Source organism: Clostridium sp. CM037 (genome assembly GCF_055081095.1).
Window position 1 is genome coordinate 1,460,946 of the sequence record NZ_CM143650.1, and the last position, 25,390, is coordinate 1,486,335.

Annotated in this window: 30 protein-coding genes and 1 pseudogene; 26 read left to right on the forward strand and 5 right to left on the reverse strand. The window is 31.0% G+C overall.

Annotated elements, in window-relative coordinates; all coding sequences use genetic code 11:
• Window positions 1-60 precede the first annotated feature (60 nt).
• From ACWJKP_RS06910 to ACWJKP_RS06925, 4 genes are all read left to right on the forward strand, one after another.
• Window positions 61-1,209 (forward strand): hypothetical protein, encoded by a 1,149-nt coding sequence (locus tag ACWJKP_RS06910; RefSeq protein WP_165411896.1) that lies wholly within the window; start codon window positions 61-63, stop codon window positions 1,207-1,209.
• A gap of 1 nt (window position 1,210) precedes the next feature.
• The gene (locus ACWJKP_RS06915) at window positions 1,211-1,495 is read left to right on the forward strand and encodes a hypothetical protein (protein WP_165411895.1); all 285 of its coding nucleotides are present in this window, start codon (window positions 1,211-1,213) and stop codon (window positions 1,493-1,495) included.
• Between the two features lie 9 nt (window positions 1,496-1,504).
• Window positions 1,505-1,960: a hypothetical protein gene (locus tag ACWJKP_RS06920; protein WP_165411894.1), complete on the forward strand. Its 456-nt coding sequence runs from the start codon at window positions 1,505-1,507 to the stop codon at window positions 1,958-1,960.
• Between the two features lie 155 nt (window positions 1,961-2,115).
• Window positions 2,116-2,613, forward strand: coding sequence for a hypothetical protein (locus tag ACWJKP_RS06925; RefSeq protein WP_165411893.1), 498 nt, complete (start codon window positions 2,116-2,118; stop codon window positions 2,611-2,613).
• Window positions 2,614-2,842: 229 nt separating this feature from the next.
• Here ACWJKP_RS06925 and ACWJKP_RS06930 read toward each other — a convergent pair whose 3' ends face one another.
• Entirely contained in the window at window positions 2,843-3,229 is a 387-nt protein-coding gene (locus ACWJKP_RS06930) for a YmaF family protein (RefSeq protein WP_165411892.1), read from the reverse strand.
• 346 nt (window positions 3,230-3,575) lie between these two features.
• Here ACWJKP_RS06930 and ACWJKP_RS06935 point away from each other — a divergent pair, with 346 nt between their 5' ends.
• The 7 genes from ACWJKP_RS06935 (at window position 3,576) to ACWJKP_RS06965 (ending at window position 9,009) form a co-directional block, all read left to right on the forward strand.
• On the forward strand, window positions 3,576-4,850 hold the full coding sequence (locus ACWJKP_RS06935) for a ComEC/Rec2 family competence protein (protein ID WP_224578999.1): 1,275 nt from the start codon (window positions 3,576-3,578) through the stop codon (window positions 4,848-4,850).
• Window positions 4,851-4,859: 9 nt separating this feature from the next.
• Entirely contained in the window at window positions 4,860-5,072 is a 213-nt protein-coding gene (locus ACWJKP_RS06940) for a DUF3006 domain-containing protein (RefSeq protein WP_165411891.1), read from the forward strand.
• A gap of 233 nt (window positions 5,073-5,305) precedes the next feature.
• Window positions 5,306-6,322 (forward strand): hypothetical protein, encoded by a 1,017-nt coding sequence (locus tag ACWJKP_RS06945; protein WP_165411890.1) that lies wholly within the window; start codon window positions 5,306-5,308, stop codon window positions 6,320-6,322.
• Between the two features lie 468 nt (window positions 6,323-6,790).
• Window positions 6,791-6,958 carry a ribbon-helix-helix domain-containing protein gene (locus ACWJKP_RS06950; RefSeq protein ID WP_165411889.1) on the forward strand — a complete coding sequence of 56 codons (168 nt, stop codon included), beginning with the start codon at window positions 6,791-6,793 and terminating at the stop codon, window positions 6,956-6,958.
• Window positions 6,959-7,065: 107 nt separating this feature from the next.
• Window positions 7,066-7,779 carry a hypothetical protein gene (locus tag ACWJKP_RS06955; protein ID WP_165411888.1) on the forward strand — a complete coding sequence of 238 codons (714 nt, stop codon included), beginning with the start codon at window positions 7,066-7,068 and terminating at the stop codon, window positions 7,777-7,779.
• A gap of 44 nt (window positions 7,780-7,823) precedes the next feature.
• A complete protein-coding gene (locus ACWJKP_RS06960; protein ID WP_165411887.1) occupies window positions 7,824-8,702 on the forward strand; it encodes a ParM/StbA family protein in 879 nt (292 codons plus the stop codon).
• The gene (locus tag ACWJKP_RS06965) at window positions 8,683-9,009 is read left to right on the forward strand and encodes a hypothetical protein (RefSeq protein ID WP_165411886.1); all 327 of its coding nucleotides are present in this window, start codon (window positions 8,683-8,685) and stop codon (window positions 9,007-9,009) included. The genes ACWJKP_RS06960 and ACWJKP_RS06965 overlap by 20 nt, the downstream gene beginning before the upstream one ends.
• Window positions 9,010-9,056: 47 nt before the next feature.
• Here ACWJKP_RS06965 and ACWJKP_RS06970 read toward each other — a convergent pair whose 3' ends face one another.
• Entirely contained in the window at window positions 9,057-9,197 is a 141-nt protein-coding gene (locus tag ACWJKP_RS06970; protein ID WP_165411885.1) for a hypothetical protein, read from the reverse strand.
• A gap of 88 nt (window positions 9,198-9,285) precedes the next feature.
• Window positions 9,286-9,492: a helix-turn-helix domain-containing protein gene (locus tag ACWJKP_RS06975; RefSeq protein WP_462961472.1), complete on the reverse strand. Its 207-nt coding sequence runs from the start codon at window positions 9,490-9,492 to the stop codon at window positions 9,286-9,288.
• A 497-nt stretch (window positions 9,493-9,989) separates the two neighbouring features.
• Here ACWJKP_RS06975 and ACWJKP_RS06980 point away from each other — a divergent pair.
• The 11 genes and pseudogenes from ACWJKP_RS06980 to def all read left to right on the forward strand — a co-directional run.
• Window positions 9,990-11,138, forward strand: a pseudogene (locus ACWJKP_RS06980) (B12-binding domain-containing radical SAM protein); the annotation flags it as partial.
• A gap of 264 nt (window positions 11,139-11,402) precedes the next feature.
• Window positions 11,403-11,729 carry an ATPase gene (locus ACWJKP_RS06985; RefSeq protein ID WP_165411882.1) on the forward strand — a complete coding sequence of 109 codons (327 nt, stop codon included), beginning with the start codon at window positions 11,403-11,405 and terminating at the stop codon, window positions 11,727-11,729.
• A complete protein-coding gene (locus ACWJKP_RS06990) occupies window positions 11,716-13,683 on the forward strand; it encodes a V-type ATP synthase subunit I (RefSeq protein ID WP_165411881.1) in 1,968 nt (655 codons plus the stop codon). Before ACWJKP_RS06985 ends, ACWJKP_RS06990 begins: the two co-directional genes overlap by 14 nt.
• A 13-nt stretch (window positions 13,684-13,696) precedes the next feature.
• Entirely contained in the window at window positions 13,697-14,173 is a 477-nt protein-coding gene (locus ACWJKP_RS06995) for a V-type ATP synthase subunit K (protein ID WP_165411880.1), read from the forward strand.
• A 33-nt stretch (window positions 14,174-14,206) separates the two neighbouring features.
• A complete protein-coding gene (locus tag ACWJKP_RS07000; protein WP_165411879.1) occupies window positions 14,207-14,806 on the forward strand; it encodes a V-type ATP synthase subunit E in 600 nt (199 codons plus the stop codon).
• 79 nt (window positions 14,807-14,885) lie between these two features.
• On the forward strand, window positions 14,886-15,887 hold the full coding sequence (locus tag ACWJKP_RS07005; protein WP_165411878.1) for a V-type ATP synthase subunit C: 1,002 nt from the start codon (window positions 14,886-14,888) through the stop codon (window positions 15,885-15,887).
• Window positions 15,880-16,188: a V-type ATP synthase subunit F gene (locus ACWJKP_RS07010; RefSeq protein WP_165411877.1), complete on the forward strand. Its 309-nt coding sequence runs from the start codon at window positions 15,880-15,882 to the stop codon at window positions 16,186-16,188. The genes ACWJKP_RS07005 and ACWJKP_RS07010 overlap by 8 nt, the downstream gene beginning before the upstream one ends.
• 17 nt (window positions 16,189-16,205) lie before the next feature.
• Window positions 16,206-17,978, forward strand: a complete 1,773-nt coding sequence (locus ACWJKP_RS07015) for a V-type ATP synthase subunit A (RefSeq protein ID WP_165411876.1) — start codon at window positions 16,206-16,208, stop codon at window positions 17,976-17,978.
• Window positions 17,971-19,353, forward strand: coding sequence for a V-type ATP synthase subunit B (locus ACWJKP_RS07020; RefSeq protein WP_165411875.1), 1,383 nt, complete (start codon window positions 17,971-17,973; stop codon window positions 19,351-19,353). The genes ACWJKP_RS07015 and ACWJKP_RS07020 overlap by 8 nt, the downstream gene beginning before the upstream one ends.
• Before the next feature lie 2 nt (window positions 19,354-19,355).
• Entirely contained in the window at window positions 19,356-20,027 is a 672-nt protein-coding gene (locus ACWJKP_RS07025; protein ID WP_165411874.1) for a V-type ATP synthase subunit D, read from the forward strand.
• Between the two features lie 150 nt (window positions 20,028-20,177).
• The gene (gene def, locus ACWJKP_RS07030) at window positions 20,178-20,651 is read left to right on the forward strand and encodes a peptide deformylase (protein ID WP_165411873.1); all 474 of its coding nucleotides are present in this window, start codon (window positions 20,178-20,180) and stop codon (window positions 20,649-20,651) included.
• 52 nt (window positions 20,652-20,703) lie between these two features.
• On the opposite strand, the gene ACWJKP_RS07035 is transcribed toward def, so the two are convergent.
• On the reverse strand, window positions 20,704-21,540 hold the full coding sequence (locus ACWJKP_RS07035) for an SDR family oxidoreductase (RefSeq protein WP_165411872.1): 837 nt from the start codon (window positions 21,538-21,540) through the stop codon (window positions 20,704-20,706).
• 300 nt (window positions 21,541-21,840) lie between these two features.
• Here ACWJKP_RS07035 and ACWJKP_RS07040 point away from each other — a divergent pair, with 300 nt between their 5' ends.
• Both ACWJKP_RS07040 and ACWJKP_RS07045 read left to right on the forward strand, forming a co-directional pair.
• Window positions 21,841-23,016 (forward strand): FprA family A-type flavoprotein, encoded by a 1,176-nt coding sequence (locus tag ACWJKP_RS07040; RefSeq protein ID WP_165411871.1) that lies wholly within the window; start codon window positions 21,841-21,843, stop codon window positions 23,014-23,016.
• A gap of 231 nt (window positions 23,017-23,247) precedes the next feature.
• The gene (locus ACWJKP_RS07045; RefSeq protein ID WP_165411870.1) at window positions 23,248-23,646 is read left to right on the forward strand and encodes a hypothetical protein; all 399 of its coding nucleotides are present in this window, start codon (window positions 23,248-23,250) and stop codon (window positions 23,644-23,646) included.
• A 17-nt stretch (window positions 23,647-23,663) separates the two neighbouring features.
• Here the strand turns inward: ACWJKP_RS07045 and ACWJKP_RS07050 are convergent, their stop codons facing one another.
• Window positions 23,664-23,840 (reverse strand): aspartyl-phosphate phosphatase Spo0E family protein, encoded by a 177-nt coding sequence (locus tag ACWJKP_RS07050; protein ID WP_165411869.1) that lies wholly within the window; start codon window positions 23,838-23,840, stop codon window positions 23,664-23,666.
• A gap of 335 nt (window positions 23,841-24,175) precedes the next feature.
• On the opposite strand from ACWJKP_RS07050, the gene ACWJKP_RS07055 reads away from it, so the two are divergent.
• Window positions 24,176-24,343: a DUF896 domain-containing protein gene (locus ACWJKP_RS07055; protein WP_165411868.1), complete on the forward strand. Its 168-nt coding sequence runs from the start codon at window positions 24,176-24,178 to the stop codon at window positions 24,341-24,343.
• A 53-nt stretch (window positions 24,344-24,396) separates the two neighbouring features.
• The gene (gene hprK / locus ACWJKP_RS07060) at window positions 24,397-25,317 is read left to right on the forward strand and encodes an HPr(Ser) kinase/phosphatase (protein ID WP_165411867.1); all 921 of its coding nucleotides are present in this window, start codon (window positions 24,397-24,399) and stop codon (window positions 25,315-25,317) included.
• The last annotated feature ends 73 nt before the right edge of the window (window positions 25,318-25,390 follow it).

Below are 25,390 nucleotides of genomic sequence, written 5' to 3' on the forward strand. Positions count from 1 at the left end.
CTATATTATAGTAATGGTTTAGGGTATACAAGAATATGATTTATGGAGGGTACTTGAAAATTGAAAAATATTAACTTAATATACAATTATATACTTCCAATTAAAGTTGATATCCATAAAAAACCAATAAGAATAAATTTAACAGGAAAAATATTTAATAGTGAAACATTGGTTTATTTAGCAAGTAGAATTAAATTTTTATACGGATTTAAATGGATAAAAGGTTGGAAAATAATCATTGAACTTGGAAATGTTGAATTTGCAGATAAAATTACATACTTAATTTTAGATGCGTTGTTGTATGATTTATTAAAAAATACTAGATTTAATATAGGAGTATCCATGTCAATGGATAAAAAAATCATACATCATATTGGATTTGTAGGAACGGCATTATATAGGGCGATGTACAGTAATGGGTTAGTTGACAAAAAAATATTTTTAAAAACTTATGAAAAACCATTTTACTCAGATACTAAAGTGTATAGGAGGCTTATAACACACGAAAATTTACAAATGAATAACGAATGGCCATCACAAGTCTGTACAGAAGTAGCCGCTATTCTAAAAGGATATTCTGCAGAGGAGGAGTGGACTGATGGGATATCAGAAGTTGTCTCAGAGTTGCTTTGCAATGTCAGTTCTCATACAGATGGAGATTGCCTCATAGATATAGATATTTCAGATAAAGTTGAATCAGAAAGATGTCATGGAGATAAAACATATTTATCTGTAAATATAGCTGTTATTAATTTTTCGGAGAATAAACTTTTTGATCGTATTAAGCATAACCTAAAAGAAAACAAATACGAAGGTGAAGATTTTTTATATAATAGAATATATAAAACCTATGAAATTCATAAAAAGGTTTTTGATGAAAGTTATAATGAAGATGATTTCTTTCTAGTTACTGCTTTTCAAAATCATGTTTCCAGTAGAGCTTATAAATCCGGAATGGGTGGAACCGGATTAACAACTCTTATAGAAAAAATAATTGGTAAAACCGATGATGCTTATTCGTATGTATTAAGTGGTAATAATATTATAATGTTTAAACCAAAATATTTAACACTTTCAGAAGATAAATTTGTTGGATTCAATGACAAAAATGATTATTTTAATTTTAGACCCTCTAAAGAGGTTATTAACAAATCAAGTCTGTATATCCCAGGAAGTGTATATCATTTATTATTAATAAAGGAGTGCTAGTATGGATATAAAAATTGAATTGAAATTCACTAAATCTATAAGTAGATTAGCAGGAAATTCTTATGGACAGGAAATTTACAATAAACAAGTTAAAGATTTAATCGATTTTTCTGGTAAAAATCTAATTATTATTCCAAGTCACATTGAGGATATTGCTATTTCGTTTGTGCAAGGATTTACTTATGAAATATTTGAAAAAATAAGTAAGGATATGTTTTTTGAGCATATTAGTATTGATGCAAATGAAAAGATAAGAAATAAATTTATGAAAGCTGCATTTTTTTAGGAGGGTAATATGATAAATCTAAATGATATTATAACATATACTTTTTCTGGAATTGCAATTATAATTGCTGCTATTACGTGGAAGAAGACGGATAAAAATACAAAAAAAATTGCGGAAAAAACATTAAATACAAAATTTTTTGAGGAGATTTACTTCGAATATATAATTATTAAATTACCATATGCATTGTCGAAAATTCAACATGATGAAGGCAGATTATTCGAAAATTGTGAAACTGCGGAGGAAATAGTATTTACAATACTTGAAAGATCTCAATTTTATAAATACTTTGATGAGAAATTCTATAATAGTCTTAAGGAGAATCTAATTAAACTTGATGAAAAATTAGTTCGCATGTCAGAACATAGTATGAATAGTTATATTTTAGATGGATATAAACAAGAAATTGCTTCGTTGACAAACAAATTTTATATTTCTTTGAAAACATATTATTCTAAAATTTGAGAATTTATCTTTTGCTTATAATTTATTTCAATCTTCTAAAGTATAGTTTTAATAGTAAGACAGTTAATAAAATACGGATTTGATGTAGATTTAATATAAAGGGATTTACATTTTCTTATAGAAGTTACCTATATATATGTGGAGGCGGTATGGTTATGGATAATTTATATGAAATTGATACAAATCTATTAAGAACTTTGCCTAAAGTTGATAAGAATACATTAACTAGATCACTTGGATTTTACCCGGCAGCCCCAATAACTGTAGTAGATAAAGAATCCGAAAGAAGACTACAAGGCATTGAACAAAAAAGAAAAGAAGAGGAAGAGAGAGATAAGCGGAGTTTAAAACTTCAGTGCGAAAGCAACGAAACGCAAAAACTAATATTATTTCTTATACAATGTGTAAATAAAGACAATGAAGAGATTATTCAAAAACTTGGTGGACTTATAAACTCCATAGAATTTGGTAACAACGTAGAAGAATGCAATTTGCTTTTAATTCAAAAGGAGCTTGAATATATTAAAGAAAACTCAAATAATTTACAGAGTGACTTTATTTCAGCAGCAAAACAAAACCTATTGGACAAAGGCGTAGATTACACAATCATATTTATTTTACAAGCACTTAAAACTTTGTTTTTAACACCTTAATTTTAAAGGGAAAATTCACTCCTTACAATTTCAGTAAAATGATTTATGAGATATGCGAACTTACATTTAAAGAATATTTAGAGTAGCTCTGAGGGAATCCTTGGAGCTTTTTTATTTTTTTGTATAAGTAATTGTAGTATGGCAATAATTTAGAAGAAATAAAAGAGTTAATTGCATACCCAAAATTAAAAAAGCAGAGTTGTTAAGAAACGTCAACTCTGCATTTATATTAGCTTTCTTCTTCAAATATTGGAGCATTTATAAGTGTAGCAAATATTAATTCATGGTAATGGTTATCAACAACATTAGTCTCAGCTTCTACAAAATGGACATGCCTGCCGCCGCCAACTGGTATTGGTAGACCAGAGGTTGCTTCAAATTCATGAAAGTGATCAAAGAAGTCTGTTCTTCCTTTAACTTTATGGACATGACCACCTTGAACTGGTATTGCAGGACTTGATACTCCAGCAAATCTATGATTATGAGCATCAGCTGTACCTAATTCAGCTACTCTAACGCTTCCTTCAAATTCATGGTCGTGAAGTTGCGGTTCTTTTTCACAACATTTATCATCATGTTTTTTTTCACAGCCACATTTAGCTTCAATCTTTGACATTAACATCACTCCTTTTCCTTCGACTGTATATGATATTCAGGTTAATTGAATATGACACTAAAAGATAGAATTCATTTAGTGGTTTTGAATAAATAATTCTAGTATGGGTATAATTTAGAATAGAGTAAAATAAGTAATTGCATGTATAAATCTAAGAAAAGCTTTGTAAAATTAAATATGGCTATTTTTGTAGCAGGATCATCTGTCAGGCTGCATTAATAATCCCGGTACTATTTTAGTGCTGGGATTATTTTTTTTGTTGAGATACATAAATTTTTTAAAATTGTATGATTATGTCTAATATGGTACAATCCAATAGGAATTTAAATATAAAGGGGGAATTGTTTTGAAAATTAAATCTAAAGAGAAGTTTAATAAAAAGGGATGGTCCTGGCTAATTGCTATTATAATGGTTGTAGGCATGGCTACTGGGTGCAGTACGGAAGAGGCAAAAGTTAAAACTGATGCTAAAGTTGTAACCGCAGCTGCGGATACTACTAAAGCTGAAACACCTAAGGCGGAGGTAACTACCGAAGTTAAAGGAGAACTAAAAGTACACTACATAGATGTAGGTCAGGCAGATAGCATTTTATTGCAACAGGGTTCAAACTCTATGTTAATAGATGCTGGTAACAATGCTGATAGTGAGCTAGTTAAAAAATACATAGCAGACCAAGGGATTACTAATTTAGATTTTCTAGTTGGTACTCATCCGCATGAAGACCATATAGGCGGACTTGATTACGTAATAAATAGTTTTAAAATAGGTAAAATTTATATGCCTAAAGCTATATCAACTACTAAAACTTTTCAAGATGTAGTTAACGCTATTAAAAATAAAGGAATGAAGGCTACAGTTCCAACACCAGGTGAAAGTTTTAAATTAGGGGAAGCGACATGCACTATATTAGCTCCTAATGGAACTGGATATAAAGATACTAATAATGACTCAATAGTTATTAAAGTATCGTTCGGAGGTAATTCATTCTTATTTACTGGGGATGCGGAAGATGTATCTGAAAATGAAATGTTATCAAAGAATTATGATCTTAAAGCAGATGTATTGAAAGTTGGGCATCATGGAAGTAAATCTTCTACTACACAAGGATTTTTAGATAAGGTTAGTCCAAAGTATGCAGTTGTCAGTGTTGGAAAAGGAAATGATTATGGCCATCCTGTACAATCAACAATGGATAAATTTAAAAATAAAAATATAGCAGTATATAGAACAGATGAAAATGGTTCTATAATTGCTACATCAAATGGTAAAGATGTTAGTTTCAATGTAAAGCCAGCTAGTTATAATGGAGCTAAAGAAAAGGTAGCTGCTAAAACGACAGCTAATAATAGTGAAAGTGTAAGCAATGCTAAAGTAGTTGCACCTAAACCAATTCAAGAAGCAGCTCCAGAAGAAATCCGAAAAACAACTCCAGAACCAATTCAAGAAACAGCTCCAAAGCAAACAAATAGTGGTGGAATGGTTTGGTTATCTGCGACAGGGGACAAATATCACTCAATCAATAATTGCGGTAGAATGAATCCTAATAAAGCTAGGCAAGTTACGTTAGACGAGGCTAAAAATAGTTATAGCCCATGTTCTAAATGTAGTCCACCGCAATAGGAGGAATTTATGGAAGTAATTATTGATAGATTTGAAGGAACTTATGCAGTGTGTGAAAAAGAAGATAGAACTATGATTGATATTAAAAGAAGTGATTTACCTTCTGGAGCTAAAGAGGGAGATGTACTAAGCATTAATAATAATTTAATTACTATTAATATAGAGGAAACTGAAAAAAGGCGTAGAGAAATTGAAAAATTAACTGAAGATTTATGGGAATAGAAATAGCCTCGGTATAAGAGCCGAGGTATTTTTTATAAAAGGAAATAGGATAAGTGTGTAGGAAGTTTGTTGAACAATATGACAAAAGGCGACGTAACTCTTAAGATTGAAAATACGAATAATGTCCTTTGAAAACTGAACAATATGGTATTAAAACAAAAGCAGAATTCTAAGAGATAAGATGATATAGTTAATATGTGGGAATGAAAATAAAGTGGATGGGGATGGTTTTAATGGATAGTATCAGAGATATAGCAATATCCCAAATAGCAAGTGTTCTTTCGGGAAGTAATATTATACCACCTAAGAATGATATTTGGGAAAAAATTTTTAATAATGCCGGGCAAAGTGAACTATATATTGAAAATAGATTTAACTTAAAATGCACAGAGATTCCTGGAACTTGGGGACGAGACTATGAACATAATTGTTATTCCTCTCTTCATAAGATACTTATAAGTTTAATTGAAGATTTTGGTGTATTCACCAAATTAATAAATAGTATTGTAGATGAAATAAATATGTACTGCATATTAACAGAAAATAAGAGCAAACTCATAGAAAAATTAGATAGAAATAGTTCCAATAAAAATAATGCCTTGTTAAATGAATATGCTAATAAAGAGTTTAAACATCTAAGAACTAACTTAAATATATTAGGTTTAGATTTTTCTTTTGATAAAGAAGAAAGCAACCATTTAATCGTATTACCATTTGAATTCACAGATAAAACAGAAGAAAAAAGCATATTAATGGAATGGCTTGAAACTAATTATGTTAATATTTTAGTTTCATATAAAAAGGCAATAAGTGCATATGGGATATCAGATTATGAAGGAACGCTAACGCACTGTAGGAGTGTGTTGACCGGCATTTTTTCATATAGTAAAGAAGATAATACTAAATGGCTTAGAGGGTTACAAGTTGCCTGTGAAAAAGATAAAAATTTAAAAAATGTGGAAAAACCAAATAAAATCCATAACCTTATATTTATAAAGCGGGGCGATGTAGAAGAGGTTGAATATGAGTCTTTGGATAGAGACAAAAAATATAACTACCCAAGATTTAGAACTATATATCAGCTATATTCTTTTTTAAGCGATTTAGGTCCACATATAACTGAAGCACCTAAAATTAATGGTGTGCCAGATACTGAGACAATAGATATGTGTGACGCACTTATGGGGTTAAGAATGACAGAAGATGTTTTAATTTGGTTGTGCCAATGTGAAAAAATAAATTATAGATAACTAATCTAATATAATAAAGGAAAAATGTAAATACCGTGTTATTCAGAAATGGATACTACGGTATTTTTTCGTCGCATTTCAAATAAAATTTGCACTAATAAAAGCAAATAAAAGCATAACAAAGATAAGACATGTCAATACCTCAAATGGGGTGATGGCATGTCTTTTTAAAGTACATGAAAAACAAATATATAATTATTATTTTAAGCATATCATTACCAACATATTAATAACCGTACGTTTGAAACCAACATGTGGTTAACGTGCATACTTAATAAGACTATAGGTATTAAGACTTTATTAATAAGACTATATAAATAACTCTATATAACAACTACTATATGCCTAAAGGTATGATATAAAATAAAAAATTGTTTGAGGTTTGTCAAGTGGTGAATTTAATAAATGTATTAAAGTTATTAAACTTATGATATAATTGTGTTAATGAATTTACAGGAGGGGAACAATATGGGAACTTTAGTAAATCGGTCTAGAATAGGCGGAAGTGTAAAAAATAATTTAAAAACTAAATTTGATAAATTGGCAGAAGATACAAGAATAAGTAAAAGCAAATTATTGGATGAAGCTTTAGAATTATTACTCAAAAACCATGGTGTTGATGTAGAGGAGATATAAACCTCTATATTTTTTTAATCAAAAGTCACTACACTTTACAAAAGTGTTGACAGTTTACAAAAGTGATGATACAATAATCTCATAAAGTTAAACAAGGGGGCGACATCATGGCTACTAAGGGATTTACTAAAATAAACAATTCTATAATTTTCGACTTAGATCTATCATGCGAGGCTATCGGCCTTTATGCCAAATTACAATACTTATCTACCATGGACAACTTTTCTATCAGAAGAGAACATATAAAGTCCATTAGTGGTTATGGAGAAACCGCCTTCAGAAGGGTTTGGAAAGAACTTAAAGATAAATGCGTACTCATTGAAGCTAAGACAAGTAATAAAGGCAGATACGAGTATGTATATACATTGAAAACTAATGAAGGTGCTACAAAAATAGCGGCTCCAGTAAAGAAAAAGAAACCTAAACATATAGATAGCGACGGTGATACTCCACTGGAGGGACAAATACATATTGATGATGTTTTAGGGGCAGAGCAACAAGAAGTAGTTAGCATAAATGAAGATGTTGTGGCAGTAGTACAAGCTACACGACTTACCGATGCAGAAGCAACTGAACTTTTAAAAGTGGCTAGTAATGATGTTGTTAAGATTATTGAGTGCCATAAGTATAGTATGGCCCAGGAGAATGTAAAAGATATTTTCAACTACACAAAATGGGCAATAAAAAACAATAAAGTTTTGAAATGTAAAAAAGAATATGCTGCCAAAGGTAGTTTTAACGATTATCCACAGCGGAAATATGATTTTGATAAATTAGAAAAGGCAATGTTATATGGTGAACCATATGAGTTGCCGGCGTAGAAATAATGGCTAGAGAAAATAAATTAAATGGAGGTTTTTTAATAATGAATAAAAAAAATACAATTATAGACGTGGGAAACTATTTTATAAAGTATATTGGCGACAATAAGGGTAGCTTTAGTGCTAAATACACTACAGATTATCAAAGTTATCCAGATAGTTTTCAAAGGATAGAGATAGATGGATTTGCAACATATTTAACCATTGGAGAGCTTAGTAAAGAGTATGATAAAACTAATAAGGAAAACTTTATACCTCAGCTTATGTATGCTATATGCAAAGCGAATACTGGTGACGTTATAAAGACTAATTTATGTTTGATGCTACCTATAATGCAGATGGCTAGCAAACAAAAATTAATAGACATAGTAAATAAAAATAAGCATACAAAATTAAAGTTTAATGGAGTTGAGAAAGAAATTTTTATAGAAGACACATTAATATTACCTGAGGGTTATAGTAGCTATTTCAGCCTTAGTAAGGAGCAGAAGTCAGGTGATATTTGCATAATAGATTGCGGTAGCAGGACAATAAATCTTAGCATATTAGAAAATGGCAAAGTAGTTAAGCTACAAACGATCAAGTTAGGAAGTTATGACCTATATACTAAAATTAAAAATATAGAGAATAAGGATTATAGCGAGGAGGATATACAAAGACTTATAGATAATAAGATAATCACAGTAGAAGAAAAAGAATATGCTTTGTTTTTAAGCAATATATTGAATTCAATAAAGCCTTATGTCAATCTTGGCACCTATAAAACTTATTGGACCGGTGGTACAAGTTTAATGTTAAAAAATCATATAAAACAATTACCTCTAAAGGCAAGTTTCGTATTAGATAATGCGACAACAAGCAATGTAGACGGGGCATTGGAAGCGTGTAAGAAGGTGTGGAGCAATGGCGATAAGCAAGAATAGTGTGAGAGTCCAATTCACTCTTAATACAGAAAAAGAAAAAGAAAATCAAATAGTAGAGTTTCTTAACGGATGTATAGACCCGAATAACTCTATTAAACAAATAATTTATAATTACATAGTGAGTAACGGTGGTGTAAAGTTGTCACTAGTTACTCCAATTGAAGTAAGTGTATGTGATGCAAAGTTACTCACGGTAAGTAAAAGTGATGATATAAATAAAAATATAGTTACTCAAAGCAATAAAAAGTTACACGAAGTGAGTGAATTAGAGAAGAATGAATTAGAGGAATTGAGTAAATTTATTTAACTTGTATGCACAATCCAAAAGCCTTGGAGTTATCTCCAAGGCTTTTGTTATTCCTGTTCTTTTAACCATTTTTCGAGTAGCTCATTTACCAGAGACGATAAGCTTTGATTGTCCTGTGCCCTAATCAATCTGATTTTAACTTCTTCTTTTAATTTTAGTTCTATATATACCGTAGTTTTTTCATTCATATTAGCACCTCAAAACCATTATACAAAGCACAGGCGTAACATCATAGCGTTATGCCATCATAGCGTTGTAATGGCACTGTGGTTAAAGTTACTTATCATAATCATGGAATACAATCAAATCATGTGGGGAAATCCCTAAAGCTATACCTAGTTTAGCTATAGTGTCAATTGAAGGATTTCTCTCTGAGTGTTCGATATACGATATTGCGGACTGGCTTACCCCGCTTCTAGTTGCCAATTCTTTTTGCGACCATTGTTTTTCCACCCTGTACTCTTTTACTTTCAGCTTATACATAATCGTTCCCCTTAAAAAACCTTTATACTACAATATATATCACAATTCTACAAAATTCAACACATATTTTTTGACGATTGTCGAATGGTGGGGAAAGTTACCAATATAGTGGTAGCGGATTAGTTTACAATACAAGAGAAGATAAAAATGACATAACGAAAATAAACTCAATTTTAAATTTGCATGAAAGAAATGAATTTGAACCAGCGTTAATCAATAAAGCCCCACAGGCTATTTGACTAAATGTAATAGATAAGTACGATGTTGGCATATGAGAACATTAGTTCTTTACATTTATATTCCAACATGATATTATATATCCATACGAGGATATAGATGGTAAGTTTTACAGTTGCATAACTAAAGATATGGGGGTAATATATATGAAAGTGTATGATATTTTGGACGAAGAATTTGCGAATTTAATTAAAGAGTTAGAGGAATCTTTAAAAAAAGTAACCTCTATTAAAAAATAGAAGTTACATATGTTTATTGTATCTATACCATGCCCTTTTAATTGTAAATATTGTCTCTCCTCGACTACTCATGGAGTTAGATTTTTAAATACTGAAAGAGTAAAGAGAGAATTGAAATTTCTCGTGGACAAGAAGGTAAAATTAATAAAGTTTGTTGATAGAACATTTAATTGCAATTCGAGATTTGCGGTAGAAATTTGGGAATTTCTAATAAAGATGGATACTGAAATAACTTTCCACTTTGAAATCTCAGCAGATCTTCTAAACAAACAGGAATTAGACATTTTAGCTAAGGCACCAAAGGGTAGATTTAAATTTGAAGTGGGTGTACAAACAACAAATCCCTTAGTTCTTAACAATATAAATAGATTTGTAAACTTTAATGATATAAAGGAAATGGTGGAGGAATTAGAAAAAATAAAAAATATTAAACAACATTTAGATTTAATAGCGGGCCTCCCAGGAGAAAATTATGAATCATTTAAAAAATCTTTTAATGATGTTTATAGCATTCATCCAGAAGTAATACAATTAGGATTTTTAAAATTACTTAAAGGTTCGGATATGAGGAGTGAAGCAACTCTTTGGGGAATGGTCTATGCACCTTATCCACCATATGAAATTCTAAAGACAAGGGATATAAGTTATGAGGAATTAGTAAGCTTAAAAAGGGTAGAAAAAATTGTGGACAAATATTACAATTCACAAAAGTTTAGTACTATTCTAAAATATTTTGTGAAAAAGTTTAATACACCATTTGAATTTTATTACGAACTGGGAGTGTTTTTCTATGAAAAGGGATATTTAAGTAGAAACATTTCCTCAGTAGATTATTACAAGATGTTTATTGAATTTAATGAGGAGAAACTTGAAGAAGAAGATTTCGTTTTAAAAGAAATTGTTAAATATGACTACCTTAAATATAACAAAAAGAAGTGGCTTCCAGATTTTCTAATCAGAGATTTAGATAAGAAAGTAGAAAGATCAATTAAGGATAAGTTGCTACAAAATAATGATATAAACAATACATCTAATATTCATATTGAAAAATTTATGATTGATATTTTAGATTATATAGATAATAATACTGTACGCAAAGAAGATCATTATTTAGTTTATGATATTAATGATGAGGATAACATAAAGGATATAACTTCTATCCTAGATTAGAATATGATAAAAGTTATAAAACGGAAAAAATGATAAATTATTAAAAATGACATTTATCACATTGGAATAAGTTAATATTACGAATATTGTTAATGTTAAAAAAAAGTTGAAACTTTCAATAAAAATTAGTATAATTAAGATGTATTCAATATTATATAAAATAGAATAAAGGTAAATACTATACTAAGTATTTACTATTATATAAATTATTAATAATTTATATATACTCATTATGGCTAGTTATTAGTAAAAGGTGGTGATATTTTGGCATTAGAAGCAATAAAAAGTATAAAAGAAGCGGAAAAAAAAGCAGCAGATATTGTAAGTAAGGCAATTTCGGATAGTAAGGATATATTAAAAAAATCTGAAATTTACGCCGAAGATCAGTACAAAAAGGTTTTGGATGATGCAAGAGAAGAAACTAAAAAAATCATTAAAAATGCTAAAGAAGAAGGTAAAAGTAAGTCTGAACCAATTTTTGATACAGGTAAGATAGAGGTCACGAATATACTAAATTTAGATAAACAAAGATTTGATAGGTCGGTTAACATGGTGGTTGAGAGGATAGTGAAAAATAATGGCAATAGTTAAAATGAGCAAATTTACATTGTTTGCCTTTGAATCACAAAAAGAAGCGTTGCTTGATAACTTTCACAAATTTGAAAATATTCAATTTGTAAACCTACAAGAAAGTGCAGAAGAAGATTTGCAATCTCTTGTAAAAGACTCGGAAAATGAAGAAGTTTCTCATTTAGAAGGAGAGCAAGCAAAAGTAAAGTTTGCCCTAGATCTATTAATGAAGCACTCAGAAAAAGAGGGTGCTCTAAAATCTTTAATCAAAGGTAAAAGTTCTTTGGATTATGAGGAGTTAGAAACTTTAGCGAAAAAATCAAACTATAAAGAAAACTATCAAAAGTTAAAGGATCGAGATAATAATTTGATTCAAATGAAGAGTGAAAAAGCCAAAATTAATTCTGAAATAGGATCATTAACTCCATGGATATCCTTAGATGCCTCTTTTAAGGATTTAAAATCATTAAATTCTTCAATATTCTTAATGGGGTCTTTGCCAAAAGCTTTTAAAGATGCTTTTAGAGAAGAGTTTGAAAGTAAAATTCCGTGTTCTTACTTAGAAGTTATTAGTGACGGAAAAAATGCAATTAATGTAATAGCACTAGTGTATAAAGAGTATGAAGATAAAGCTAGTGAAATACTTAAACATTATAGCTTTAATACTACTAATTTAAAGTATGATGGAATTTCAGCAGAAATTGTACGCGAGTTTAACAAAAGATTAGATGAGATATCTAAACAAGAAGAAAAAATAAATGCTGAAATAAAAAATGATTGCCAGTATTTAGAGGATTTTAAAATAGTATATGAATATTTATCAAATAAACATATAAAAGCTTCAGCTTGTAAAAATTTCTTAAAAACAGAGAACACCGTTGCCATAGAGGGATGGGTACCAACAGAATCAGCAAAAGATTTAGAAAATTTGATAAAGTCTACAACTAAGGAAGAGTTCTATTTAGAAATTGAAAAAGCTGTCAAGGAAGATGATAGGGTGCCTATACTTTTAAAGAATAGTGCAGTTGTAGAACCATTTGAACTAATAGTATCAATGTATAGTTTACCTAAATATTCAGAGATAGATCCAACACCCGTAATGGCACCCTTTTACATGGTATTCTTTGGAATGATGCTCGCTGATCTTGGGTACGGGTTAGTAATGTTCATAGCTTGTGCAATTGCATTGAAAAAATTTAATTTAGAAGAAGGACAGAAAAAATTTGCTAAATTCTTCTTACTACTAAGTATACCAACTGCACTAGCAGGCGTTGTTTACGGAGGTTTCTTCGGGGATATAATTCCATTTATATCAACTCACAGTTTAATAAATCCTGGAGAAGATATAATGTTATTACTAATTATATCAATAGTAATAGGTGCAATCCAAATCTATTTTGGCCTTGGAGTTAAAGGTTATATGTTAATTCGCGATGGAAAGCCAATGGATGCTATTTATGATGTAGTGACATGGTACGCTGCATTAACTGGAGCATTTTTATTATTAGGTGGAGCACAAATAGGATTAAGTCCTGCTGTAGTTAATATAGGTAAATGGGTTATGATAGTTGGAATGGTTGCACTAGTATTAACTCAAGGAAGACAAAACAAAGGCATTGGTGCAAAACTTGGTGGAGGTCTTTATGGTTTATATGGTATATCTAGTTATATAGGTGACTTAGTTTCCTACTCAAGAATCATGGCTCTTGGACTTGCAGGAGGATTTATAGCATCTGCTTTTAATATGCTTATTAAAATGATGCCAACACCATTTAATATTATTATAGGTATATTTATATTCGTGTTTGCACAAACATTTAATCTATTATTAAGTTCATTATCAGCTTTTGTTCACAGTGCTAGGCTTCAGTATGTAGAGTACTTTAGCAAGTTTTATGAAGGCGGAGGAAAAGCATTCAAGGTGTTTAAATCAAAGAATCAATATATTAACGTAATAAAAGGAAAGCAAATTTAAGGAGGAATTAATTATGACATTCATGGAATTTATGAGTAAAAACGGTGGATTTATCTTCGCTGCATTAGGAATGGCTTTAGCGGTAATTTTACCAGGTATAGGATCAGCAAAAGGAGTAGGTATGGTTGGTGAGGCAGCTGCAGGACTTACAACAGAAGAACCTGAAAAATTTGGTAAAGCCCTTATTCTTCAATTATTACCAGGTACTCAAGGACTTTATGGTTTCGTTATAGGACTTATGGTATTGCTTAAATTAACTTCGGGTATGACTTTAGATACAGGCTTTTATTATTTGATGGCTTGTTTGCCAATAGCTTTCGTAGGGTATTTTTCAGCATTATATCAAGCTAGGGCAGCTGCTGCTGGTATTGCAATAGTAGCTAAACAACCAGATCATAGCACAAAAGCTATCATACTTGCAGCAATGGTTGAAACATATGCCATTTTAGCATTCGTTGTTTCAATAATACTCGTAAGTAAGACACTCTAATTTAAAAAGTGATGAGCTAGAGGGAGTGAGAATATGTCAAATTTAGATAAATTAGCTGCCAAGATAATAGAAGATGCTAAAATTAAAGCAGAAACTATTTTGAAAGAAGCTAAAAACAATGAAATTTTATTAATAGAAAAGAAAACAAAAGAAGCAGAACTAGTAAAAAAACAAATGATAGAAAAAACTAAGGTTGAAGCTATTATGGTGAGTAAGAGAATTATATCAAATTCTCAGCTAAAAGCACGAAATGAAAAGCTAGGGGCTATGCAAAAAATGATTGATAAGGTATTTGAGAGTGCTCTAGAAAAACTTATGGCGATAAATGATAATGATTATTTGGAACTTATAAAAAAATATCTTTTATCAATGCCAATAGCAGGGGATGAAGAAATAATACTTCCTGGGAAATATAAAAGTATTGTAAGTGGTGAATATTTATCTGAAATTAATATTTCACTAAAAACTAATGGAAAAATAGGTGAATTAAAATTAAGTTCCGATAATCGAGATATAAAAAGTGGATTTGTAGTACTTAAAAATGGTATAGAGATTAATAATACTTTTGAAAGTCTAGTTAACTCCTTAAGGGATGAACTAGAACCTGAAATTGTTAACGCATTATTTAAATAAATGTAAATAAAATTTAAGGAGTGGATACCAATTTATAATTGGTATCCACTCCGGATCAAAACAAGGAGGATAGCCATATATGAATAATATGGATTTTACACAAGCTGTGGCTAGGCTAAGAGTATTAGAAAAAAGACTCCTGAGTAAAGTAAAGATTGAGAGAATGATTGACAGCTCCTCGGCGGATGAAGTACTTAAAATTTTGAAGGAAACCGAATATGCAAGTTTGATGGGAAATGTAAAAAGAGCAGAGGACTACAATATATTACTTAAGGATGAGCTAAATAGAGTATACTCCCTTATGTATGAAGTTTCTCCATATCCTTCTATAGTAGATATTATGAGTTTGAAATATGATTATCATAATATAAAAGTGTTGTTAAAAGGAAGAACTTTAGATAAGGACTTTTCTCATATGCTAATTCCAGCAGGTACAGTAAATATAGAGGAATTAAAATTTTACATGACAACTATGGAATATAAGAAATTAGACCCTAATATGAGGGAAGCTATAATTGAGGTGGAAAAAGTATACAAAGAACTTAATGATCCTCAAAAGATAGATATTATATTGGATAGGTATATGTATGTAGATATGTTAGCTAGGGCAGAAGAAACAAAAATTGATTTTATAATTGAATATGTTAAGAAAAGTATAGATTTTTCTAATATTAAGTCAATATTTAGATTGAAAAAACAACAAAAGAATGTTAACTTTTTTAAAGAAGTTATATTGATTGGTGGAGATATATCTAGTGATGTTCTATTAACCGCTTTTAGTGATCCAATTGAAAATATGGCAACTAAATTTTCTTCATCAAAATATGGAGAAGCTGTAAGAATTGGACTAGAAGAATATATTAAAACTGGTAAACTTTCTAGTTTGGAAAAATTATCAGAAAACTATATTATGGAGAAGCTAAGGGCCGCTAAGTATGTTACTTTTGGACCTGAGCCAATATTTGCGTATATCGCAGCAAAGGAAACAGAAATAAAGATAATAAGAATAATTACGGTTGGGAAATTAAATAATGTTGATACGACGATCATAAGAGAAAGGATGCGTGAAGTTTATGCATAAAGTAGGAGTAGTTGGAGATAAAGATTCAATACTTGCTTTCAAAGCTCTTGGAATTGACGTATATCCGGTTATTGAAGTAGAAGAAGCTAAAAAAGCTATAGATAAAATGGCGTCAAGTAATTATGCAGTTATATTTGTAACTGAGCAGATAGCTCAGCACTTAGATGAAACTATAGCAAGATATAACAGACAGATGATTCCTGCCATTATATTAATACCAAGTAATCAAGGCTCACTAAATATAGGAATGCAAAGAATTCGCGATAATGTAGAAAAAGCAGTGGGCGTAAATATTTTATAGAAAGGTAGGGAGATAACTTGAAAATCGGTAAAATTGTAAAAGTTTCAGGTCCATTAGTTGTTGCAAAAGATATGGACGAAGCTAATATATATGACGTAGTTAAGGTTGGAGATAAGGGTCTTATTGGCGAAATTATTGAAATGAGAGGAGATAGAGCCTCTATTCAAGTATATGAAGAAACATCAGGCCTCGGACCAGGAGATCCAGTAGTTACTACCGGTGAACCACTAAGTGTTGAACTTGGGCCAGGACTTATAGAATCAATGTTTGATGGTATTCAAAGACCGCTTGATAAAATAAGAGCTATAGCTGGTAATTACTTAACAAAAGGTGTAAATGTTTCGCCACTAGATAGAGAAAGAAAATGGGACTTTGTTCCTACGGCGTCCGTTGGAGATATTGTTTCATATGGCGTAGCTATAGGAACAGTTGCGGAAACTACTGTTATAACTCAAACAATAATGGTGCCTAAAGGAATAGAGGGTACTATAACGTCTATAACTGCAGGAGAATATACTGTAGAAGATGTAGTAGCAGAGGTGCAAACAGATGGCGGAATTAAGCAAATTACGTTAATGCAAAAGTGGCCAGTAAGACGTGGAAGACCTTATGCTGATAAATTAAATCCAATAGAACCACTAGTTACAGGTCAAAGAGTAATAGATACTTTCTTTCCAGTAACTAAAGGTGGTACGGCATGTGTTCCGGGTCCTTTTGGTAGTGGAAAAACTGTAGTTCAACATCAATTTGCAAAATGGGCAGATGCAGAAATAGTTGTTTACATAGGTTGCGGTGAACGTGGCAATGAAATGACAGATGTTTTGAATGAGTTTCCAGAACTTAAAGATCCCAAAACAGGTGAATCACTAATGAAAAGAACGGTGCTCATTGCAAATACTTCTAATATGCCAGTTGCAGCTAGGGAAGCTTCTGTATATACAGGTATAACTATTGCAGAGTATTTTAGGGACATGGGATTTGCTGTAGCATTAATGGCAGATTCTACGTCAAGATGGGCAGAGGCTCTACGCGAAATGTCAGGAAGACTTGAGGAAATGCCAGGTGATGAGGGGTATCCAGCATATCTAGGCTCACGTGTAGCAGATTTTTATGAAAGATCTGGAAAGGTAGTTTGCATTGGAGACGACAAAAGAATAGGCGCAATTACAGTTATTGGCGCAGTATCACCTCCTGGTGGAGATTTATCAGAGCCAGTTACTCAAGCAACGCTTAGAATAGTCAAAGTGTTTTGGGGACTAGACGCGCAACTTGCTTATAGAAGACATTTTCCATCAATAAATTGGTTGGATTCTTATTCACTATACTTGGATCAGCTAGCTAATTGGATGGATGAGAACGTTGCTGCCGATTGGACTGAGCTTAGGGTTAAAGCTATGACCATTTTGCAAGAAGAAGCAAAACTTGATGAAATAGTAAGACTTGTAGGTGTAGATGCTCTTTCTGAAAAGGACAGGTTAAAACTAGAAGTAGCAAAATCAATTAGAGAAGATTATTTACAACAGAATGCATTCCATGAGGTTGATACTTTTACGTCACTTAACAAACAATATAAAATGTTGAAATTAGTTTTAGATTTCCATGTTGAGGGTGAAAAAGCATTGAGTTCAGGGATTTATTTGAAAAAGATATTAGAAATTCCTGCGCGTGATAAAATAGCAAGAGCAAAATATATTGCAGAAACTGATATGTCAAAAATTGATGATATATTTACGGCCCTATCTAATGATATTGAAGAATTAATAACGGAAGGAGGAGCTGTAAATGATTAAAGAATACAAAACTATAACAGAAGTTGTAGGGCCACTTATGGTTGTAGAAAAAGTTCAAGGCGTTCGGTACGATGAACTAGTGGAAATAGAACTACAGAACGGTGAAATTCGTAGCGGAAAAGTACTTGAAATAAATGAAGATAAAGCAATGGTTCAGTTATTTGAAAGTTCTGCTGGAATTAACTTAAAAGGTAGTAAGGCTAAATTTTTAGGAAGACCACTAGAACTTGGAGTTTCAGAAGATATGCTTGGAAGGGTCTTTGATGGACTTGGTAGGCCTAAAGACGGTGGACCTAAAATTATTCCTGACAAGAGACTCGATATAAATGGAGAGGCATTGAACCCTGTGGCAAGAGACTATCCGTCAGAGTTTATTCAAACAGGTATTTCAGCTATTGATGGACTTAATACTTTAGTTCGTGGACAAAAATTACCAGTGTTTTCTGGTTCGGGTCTCCCACATGCGCAACTTGCGGCTCAAATAGCAAGGCAAGCGAAGGTATTAAATTCAGATACGAAATTTGTTGTTGTATTTGCAGCTATAGGAATAACTTTTCAAGAAGCACAGTTTTTCGTAGATGATTTTACAAAAACTGGTGCAATAGACAGAACTGTATTATTTATGAATCTTGCAAATGACCCAGCTATTGAGAGAATAGCTACGCCTAGAATGGCACTAACTACAGCTGAATATCTTGCTTACGAAAAAGGATTTCACGTACTTGTAATTATGACTGATCTTACAAATTACTGTGAGGCTCTGCGTGAAGTTTCAGCTGCAAGAAAAGAAGTTCCAGGTAGACGTGGATATCCAGGATATCTTTATACTGATCTTTCGACGCTATATGAAAGAGCAGGTAGGATTAAAGGACTTGAAGGTTCAATAACTCAAATTCCTATACTTACAATGCCAGAAGATGATATAACTCATCCAATTCCTGACTTAACGGGATATATAACTGAAGGTCAGATTATTTTAAGCCGAGAACTTTATAAAAAAGGCATTATGCCACCAGTAGATGTTCTACCGTCGTTATCAAGACTTAAAGATAAAGGTATAGGCAAAGGCAAAACGCGCGAAGATCATGCTGATACGATGAATCAACTATTTGCTGCATATGCTCAAGGTAAGCAAGCAAAAGAGCTTGCAGTTATATTAGGAGAGTCAGCATTATCTGATGCAGACAAAAAATATGCAATATTTGCAGATGCTTTTGAAAAACGATATGTTTCCCAAGGATTTGAAACTAACAGGACTATTGATGAAACAATAAATTTAGGATGGGAGCTTCTATCTATTCTCCCAAGAAATGAACTTAAGAGAATTAGAGATGAATATGTAGAAAAATACTTACCAAAAAAAGAGGGTGAGTAAACGTGGCGAGGCTCAATGTCAATCCAACTAGAATGGAGCTTACTAAACTAAAAAAAAGATTAGGTACAGCTACTCGTGGTCATAAATTATTAAAGGATAAGCAAGATGAGCTTATGAGAAGATTCATTGATCTTATAAAACATAACAATAAACTACGAGCGAAAGTTGAAGAAGAATTACAGAACTCTTTTAAGGATTTTGTTATGGCAAGTGCATTAATGTCATCAGAATTTCTAGAGGAAGCAATAGCGCAACCAAAAGAAAAAATTTCTGTAGAAGTTGAGACAAAAAATCTTATGAGTGTTAATGTTCCGATAATGAAGTTTAAAAGAGAATTAGAAGATGATCCTGGCAGTATATATCCATATGGATTTGCCAGCACTTCGGCAGATCTTGATGGAGCTATAGAAAAGTTATATTTAGCCTTGCCGGAGCTTTTAGAACTTGCAGAAGTAGAAAAATCTTGTCAGCTCATGGCAGATGAGATTGAAAAAACTAGAAGAACGGTTAATGCACTTGAATACATGACTATACCTCAACTCAATGAAACTATAAAGTATATAAGAATGAAGCTTGAGGAAAATGAGCGTGGAGCTTTAACTAGACTTATGAAGGTTAAAAGTATGATGGAGAAAGCTCAAGAACTAGCAGATGCAAAAAGAATTAGCACATAAATAAGGTGGGATTAAGGTGTCTTTAGTGATGCCTTAATTTTTTTGCTGAGATTTTAGTTGATGTATACATATATTTAGAATAGAATATATGTATACATTTAAAAGTTATTGCTGTGAAACGCAATTAGTATAAAGAAAAGGAGAATGCATATGGCGGTTAGGAAAATTTTACAATATGGAGACGAGCGTCTTAATATGATTTGTGATAAGGTAGGAAAAATAGATAGGAAGATATTAAACACAATTGACGATATGATGGATACGCTTTATGAGGGTAATGGAATAGGACTTGCGGCTCCTCAAATAGGTATTTTAAAAAGGGTTATCTTAATTGATTTAGGAGAAGAAGAAGAAGAAAATGCAATAATAATTATAAATCCTAAAATAACAGCACGATCTGGAAATGAAAAGGATTATGAGGGCTGTTTAAGCTACTTAGGATATGAAGGTGAAGTATTTAGACCTACGAACGTTACAGTTGTAGGAATTAATATTAAGGGAAAACCAGTAACTTATGAAGCTTCAGGATTACTGGCAAGGGCCTTATGTCATGAAATTGATCATCTAGATGGAGTATTATATATGTCTAGAGCTGAGGAAATGTACGAAGTAACAACAGAATAATTTTGTACAAGAGCATGCCTGAGATTATTAAAATCATAAGGCATGCTCTTTTTTACAATTTAAGGTATTTATTAATGTAATCTTTAAGTCTATCATCCCAAGGAGCAATTTCAATACCAAGAGAATGTTTTATATGCGAATTATTTACACAGGTATATTTAGGTTCTTTAATGAGATTGGATAAAAGCTTATCTGAATTCACAACTAACGGAACATCGAGATTACTAAATTCTATAATACTATTTATTAGCATTGATTTTGATAAACAACCTTCATTGGTATAGTTATATATTCCATATTTATCAGTTTCTAATAGTCTCTGAAGGACTATAGTTAAATCTTCAATATAAGTTATGGAAAGGGTGGGGTCCGAAAATAGATAAATTGCTGTATGTTTGCCATTTATGAGCTTTCTCACAAAACAATCATTGCCACCAAATATATTTGAGGTGCGGACAATAAAATATTTTTCACAAATGGTTTGTATTAATTCTTCTCCACCTAATTTACTTTTGCTATAGGCGTTTATTGGAGTACATTCATCAACTTCACTGTAGGGTGTTGTATTAGTATCTCCGTATACATCTGTGCTAGATAGGTATACTAGGGGGATACTAAGTGAATTACAACAATTAGCAATGTTTAAAGTTCCTACAGTGTTTACATCATAGGCTAAAGATTCATGGTACTCACAAATATATTTATTTGTCATGCCCGCAGTATGAATTACAGCGTCAGGCTTTAATTCATACAGAGTTTTCTCGGTAGTTATTTTATCAGTTATGTTAAGTTCAGTTCTATCTAATCCATATATAGTATGTGATATAGACAAGATATTACAAAGATAAGTTCCAATATTACCTTTTGCGCCAGTTATTAAAATATTCATAGAGCCCTCCTTAAAGTTCGTGCTATTAAAGTATATGGCTCAGTATCTTTATTATTAAAAAATATTTTATTTTTCAGGATGTATAATAGAATATTTTAATATTTAAGTGACAAACTATAAAGTATATGTATTTTCATGTATATAAAAGATAGGTTAGCTAATAATCATTATTAGTTGAATGGGTTTGATAAATGTGGTAAAATATATTATATGTAAGATGGTTAAAATCATATAGGTTTATAGGATGTCTAACAATTAATAATTGTTAGACACTAAGAGAACTAAAGGAGGACTTTGAGAATGGAAACAACAAGGTTAAAAGACAATATTTATTGGGTTGGGGTAAACGATCCTAAGCTCGAGGTATTTGATATTATAATGGAAACAAAGAAAGGAACTACATATAATTCATATTTAATAGATGATGAAAAAGTTGCTATAATAGATTGTGTTAAAAATGGTTTCTTTGAAGGGTTTTTAGATAAAATAAAAGGTGTTATTGGAGAAAGAAAAGTTGATTACATAATTGTTCAACATACGGAACTCGACCATAGTGGTTCTTTAGGTAAGCTCTTAGAAGTTTATCCAGAGGCTGTTGTTCTAGCTTCAAAACCTGCTATAACGTATTTAAAAGAAATTACTAACAAAGAATTTAATAGTAGGCCAGCAGTAGGAGAGATTTGCTTAGGTAAAAACACATTACAATTTATTTCAGCACCAAATTTACATTGGCCTGATACAATGTTTACATATGCTAAGGAAGAAAAAGTATTGTTTACTTGTGATGTAATGGGTTGTCATTATTCACCAGTTAATTGTATAACGGATGCTTGCTCAGGTGATTATTTCGACGAAATGAAATATTATTTTGATGTTATAATGGGACCATTTAAAAAATTTGTTAATATGGGATTAGATAAAATCAAAGATTTAGAATTAGATATGGTAGCGCCAAGCCATGGTCCTATACATGTAGAGGATATTAAAATGTATGTAGACCTTTATAGAAAGTGGGCTAAAACTTACGAGATAAAAGAAAAAAACATTCAAATATTATACATATCCGCTTATCATAATACTGAGGCTATGGCAAAATATATGACTAATAAAATTAATGAAAAGGGAATAAAGGCTGAAGTTCATGAAATAACATCTATGAATTTAAGTGAGATTGTATCATTAATTGAAAAAGCCTCAGGTATTATGATTGGTTCTCCAACTATCAATCAAGATGCTGTAAAGCCTGCTTGGGATGTTCTGTCTCTTGTGTGTCCAATAACAAATAGAGGTAAAGTCGCAGCAGCTTTCGGATCATATGGATGGAGTGGTGAAGGAGTTCCGATGCTTACACAAAGGCTAAAATCTTTAAAATTTAAAGTAGTCGAGGAAGGACTTAAATTTAAATTCGTCCCAGACAGCAAGGAATTTGAGCAAGCTGATAAATTTGTGGAGGAGTATTTACAACTCTTGAATTAATAAGTTACTAGGGAGACTTAGGCTACAACGTTTATTATAGTAAATAAAAGAAAATCTCACTTGGTTAGTGAAATTTTTCTTTTTTTTTATAAAGAATTAAAAATATTTCAAATGCAAAGAATATAATGACCAGGATACTAAATATTATTGTAAAAAAAAGTTTCGCAATAATATCCAGACAAGAATTAAATCACAGTAAATAATTCACAAATGATTTATGGAGGGGTATATTTGAATAAGCAAAATATAATAAATTTTCTAAATAAGAATGGCCTAAGTGACATAGTTGAAATTCAATATAAAAAGGACACTATAGCACTGAAATTTAAATATTATTATGATGAAGTAGAAGTTGAAGCTGCTACATATTATGCAAATGAAGAAGGAGATTTTAAACAAAATGAAGAAGATTGGTATGAAGAGTTCTTCTTGCCTTATTTAAGTGATATTTCAGCAGATAATGTGGAAGATATAATGGAAGAATGCGCTGAGGAAATGGAAATTGAATATGAATTCATTGGTTGTGATATATCAGAAGATGCATATGAATTTAATGAATTCGCGGTAGTTTTTTATGGCGCAGATGTAAATATTGAAATTGATGATATTTTAATTGAGTTGGATATCTAAGATCATGTGTGGATTTTTCAAGCCACCTTTTCTGAAATGGCTTGAAATTTCTGATATTTAATTATAACTTCATCTAATTGCTGACTGCATGATACAACTATTTTATCTGTAGGTTCTTTACAATTCAGTAAAAAATGTAATATGGTTCTTAATGATTCTAATTCTTCCTTTATAATTTTTAATTTAATATTCATACATCAACACCTCTTCGCTTTATTTTGTTTTTTGGAATAAATATATAATAACATATTATTCAATCTATGTTAAATTTTTAGTTAGCCACTAAAATATAAAAAAATACAAAATATACTATAATTTGTTAAAAAAGACATCTAAATAATGGTAAAATATAACAAAAAAATCTGTGGAGATGTTGAAAAAACTTACATGGAACAATATGTAAATGACGAAAAAAGTCTTAATTTTCTTGTGTTATAATTATAAAATCAGAATATGTTCGATTTATACTATTTATGAATAAAATATTTTGGTATAATAGAAAAGTTAAAAATAGTCTAGGAGTGATATTATGAATATTGATGAATTAACTAACAGAATAAATTACCTTTATAATAAAAGCAAAGAAAGTCAACTTACAGAGGAAGAGAAATTAGAACAACAACAGTTAAGACAAAAGTACATTGACAATGTTAAAAGAAATTTTAGAGCACAATTAGATACAATTAAAAAAGTATAATATCTTTATTAAAAACAATAAATTTTAAAATCAGTAAAAATGGGGGAGTTTTAATGGATGTTACTATAGAGGAATTAATAGAGCATTTTAAGTTAGAGGTTTTAGTAGAAGGAGAAAAGGGTAACTTAATTAATGTTAGTGATATTAATAGACCGGGGCTTCAAATTGCAGGCTTTTACCAGTATTTCGATAATAATCGAGTTCAATTAATAGGTATGGCAGAATGGAGTTTTCTAGATTGCATGGAAGAAGACCTTAGGAAGAAACGATTGAATAAATACTTTAAATTAGATATACCTTGCGTTATAGTCACTAGGCAGATGCAACCTCATAAGGAACTTATGGAGGCAGCAAGGGGAAATGGACGATGGGTTTTACGAACAAAATTAATTTCTACAAGATTTATTAGTAAATTTACAAATTACGTAGATACTAAGTTAGCTCCAGAAACTAGACTTCACGGTGTTCTAGTAGATGTTTATGGTATAGGCATGTTATTAAGTGGAGAAAGTGGGATAGGTAAGAGTGAATGTGCGTTAGAACTTATAAAAAGGGGTCACAGGCTGATTGCAGACGATGCAGTTGACATTAAAGAAATTGATGGTGTATTACTTGGAAGTTGCCCATACATAACCTCAGGAATGCTGGAGGTCAGAGGTATGGGGATAATAGATATTCCAGCAATATATGGTATGAGTTCGGTTCTAAACACTAAGACTATTAGTTTGTTGATATCACTTACTCAGTGGAATGAGAGTGAAGAATATGATAGGCTTGGTATAGATAATGAATTTATGGATATTCTAAATGTGCCTGTAAGAAAAATAACATTGCCAATTAGGCCAGGTAGGAATATAGCAGTAATTATTGAAGCAGCTGCAGCTAATTATAGATACAGTTTAAATTCTAAGATAACTCCTGTTGAAACCATAAATATGAGAATAGAGGAAGTAACTGCAACTCTTAAGAAATAAAAAAAATGGGATTAACATAGAGTATAATGTTTTTTTTTGTAACTTTAAATGTTTGTAATTTTAGGAAATATTT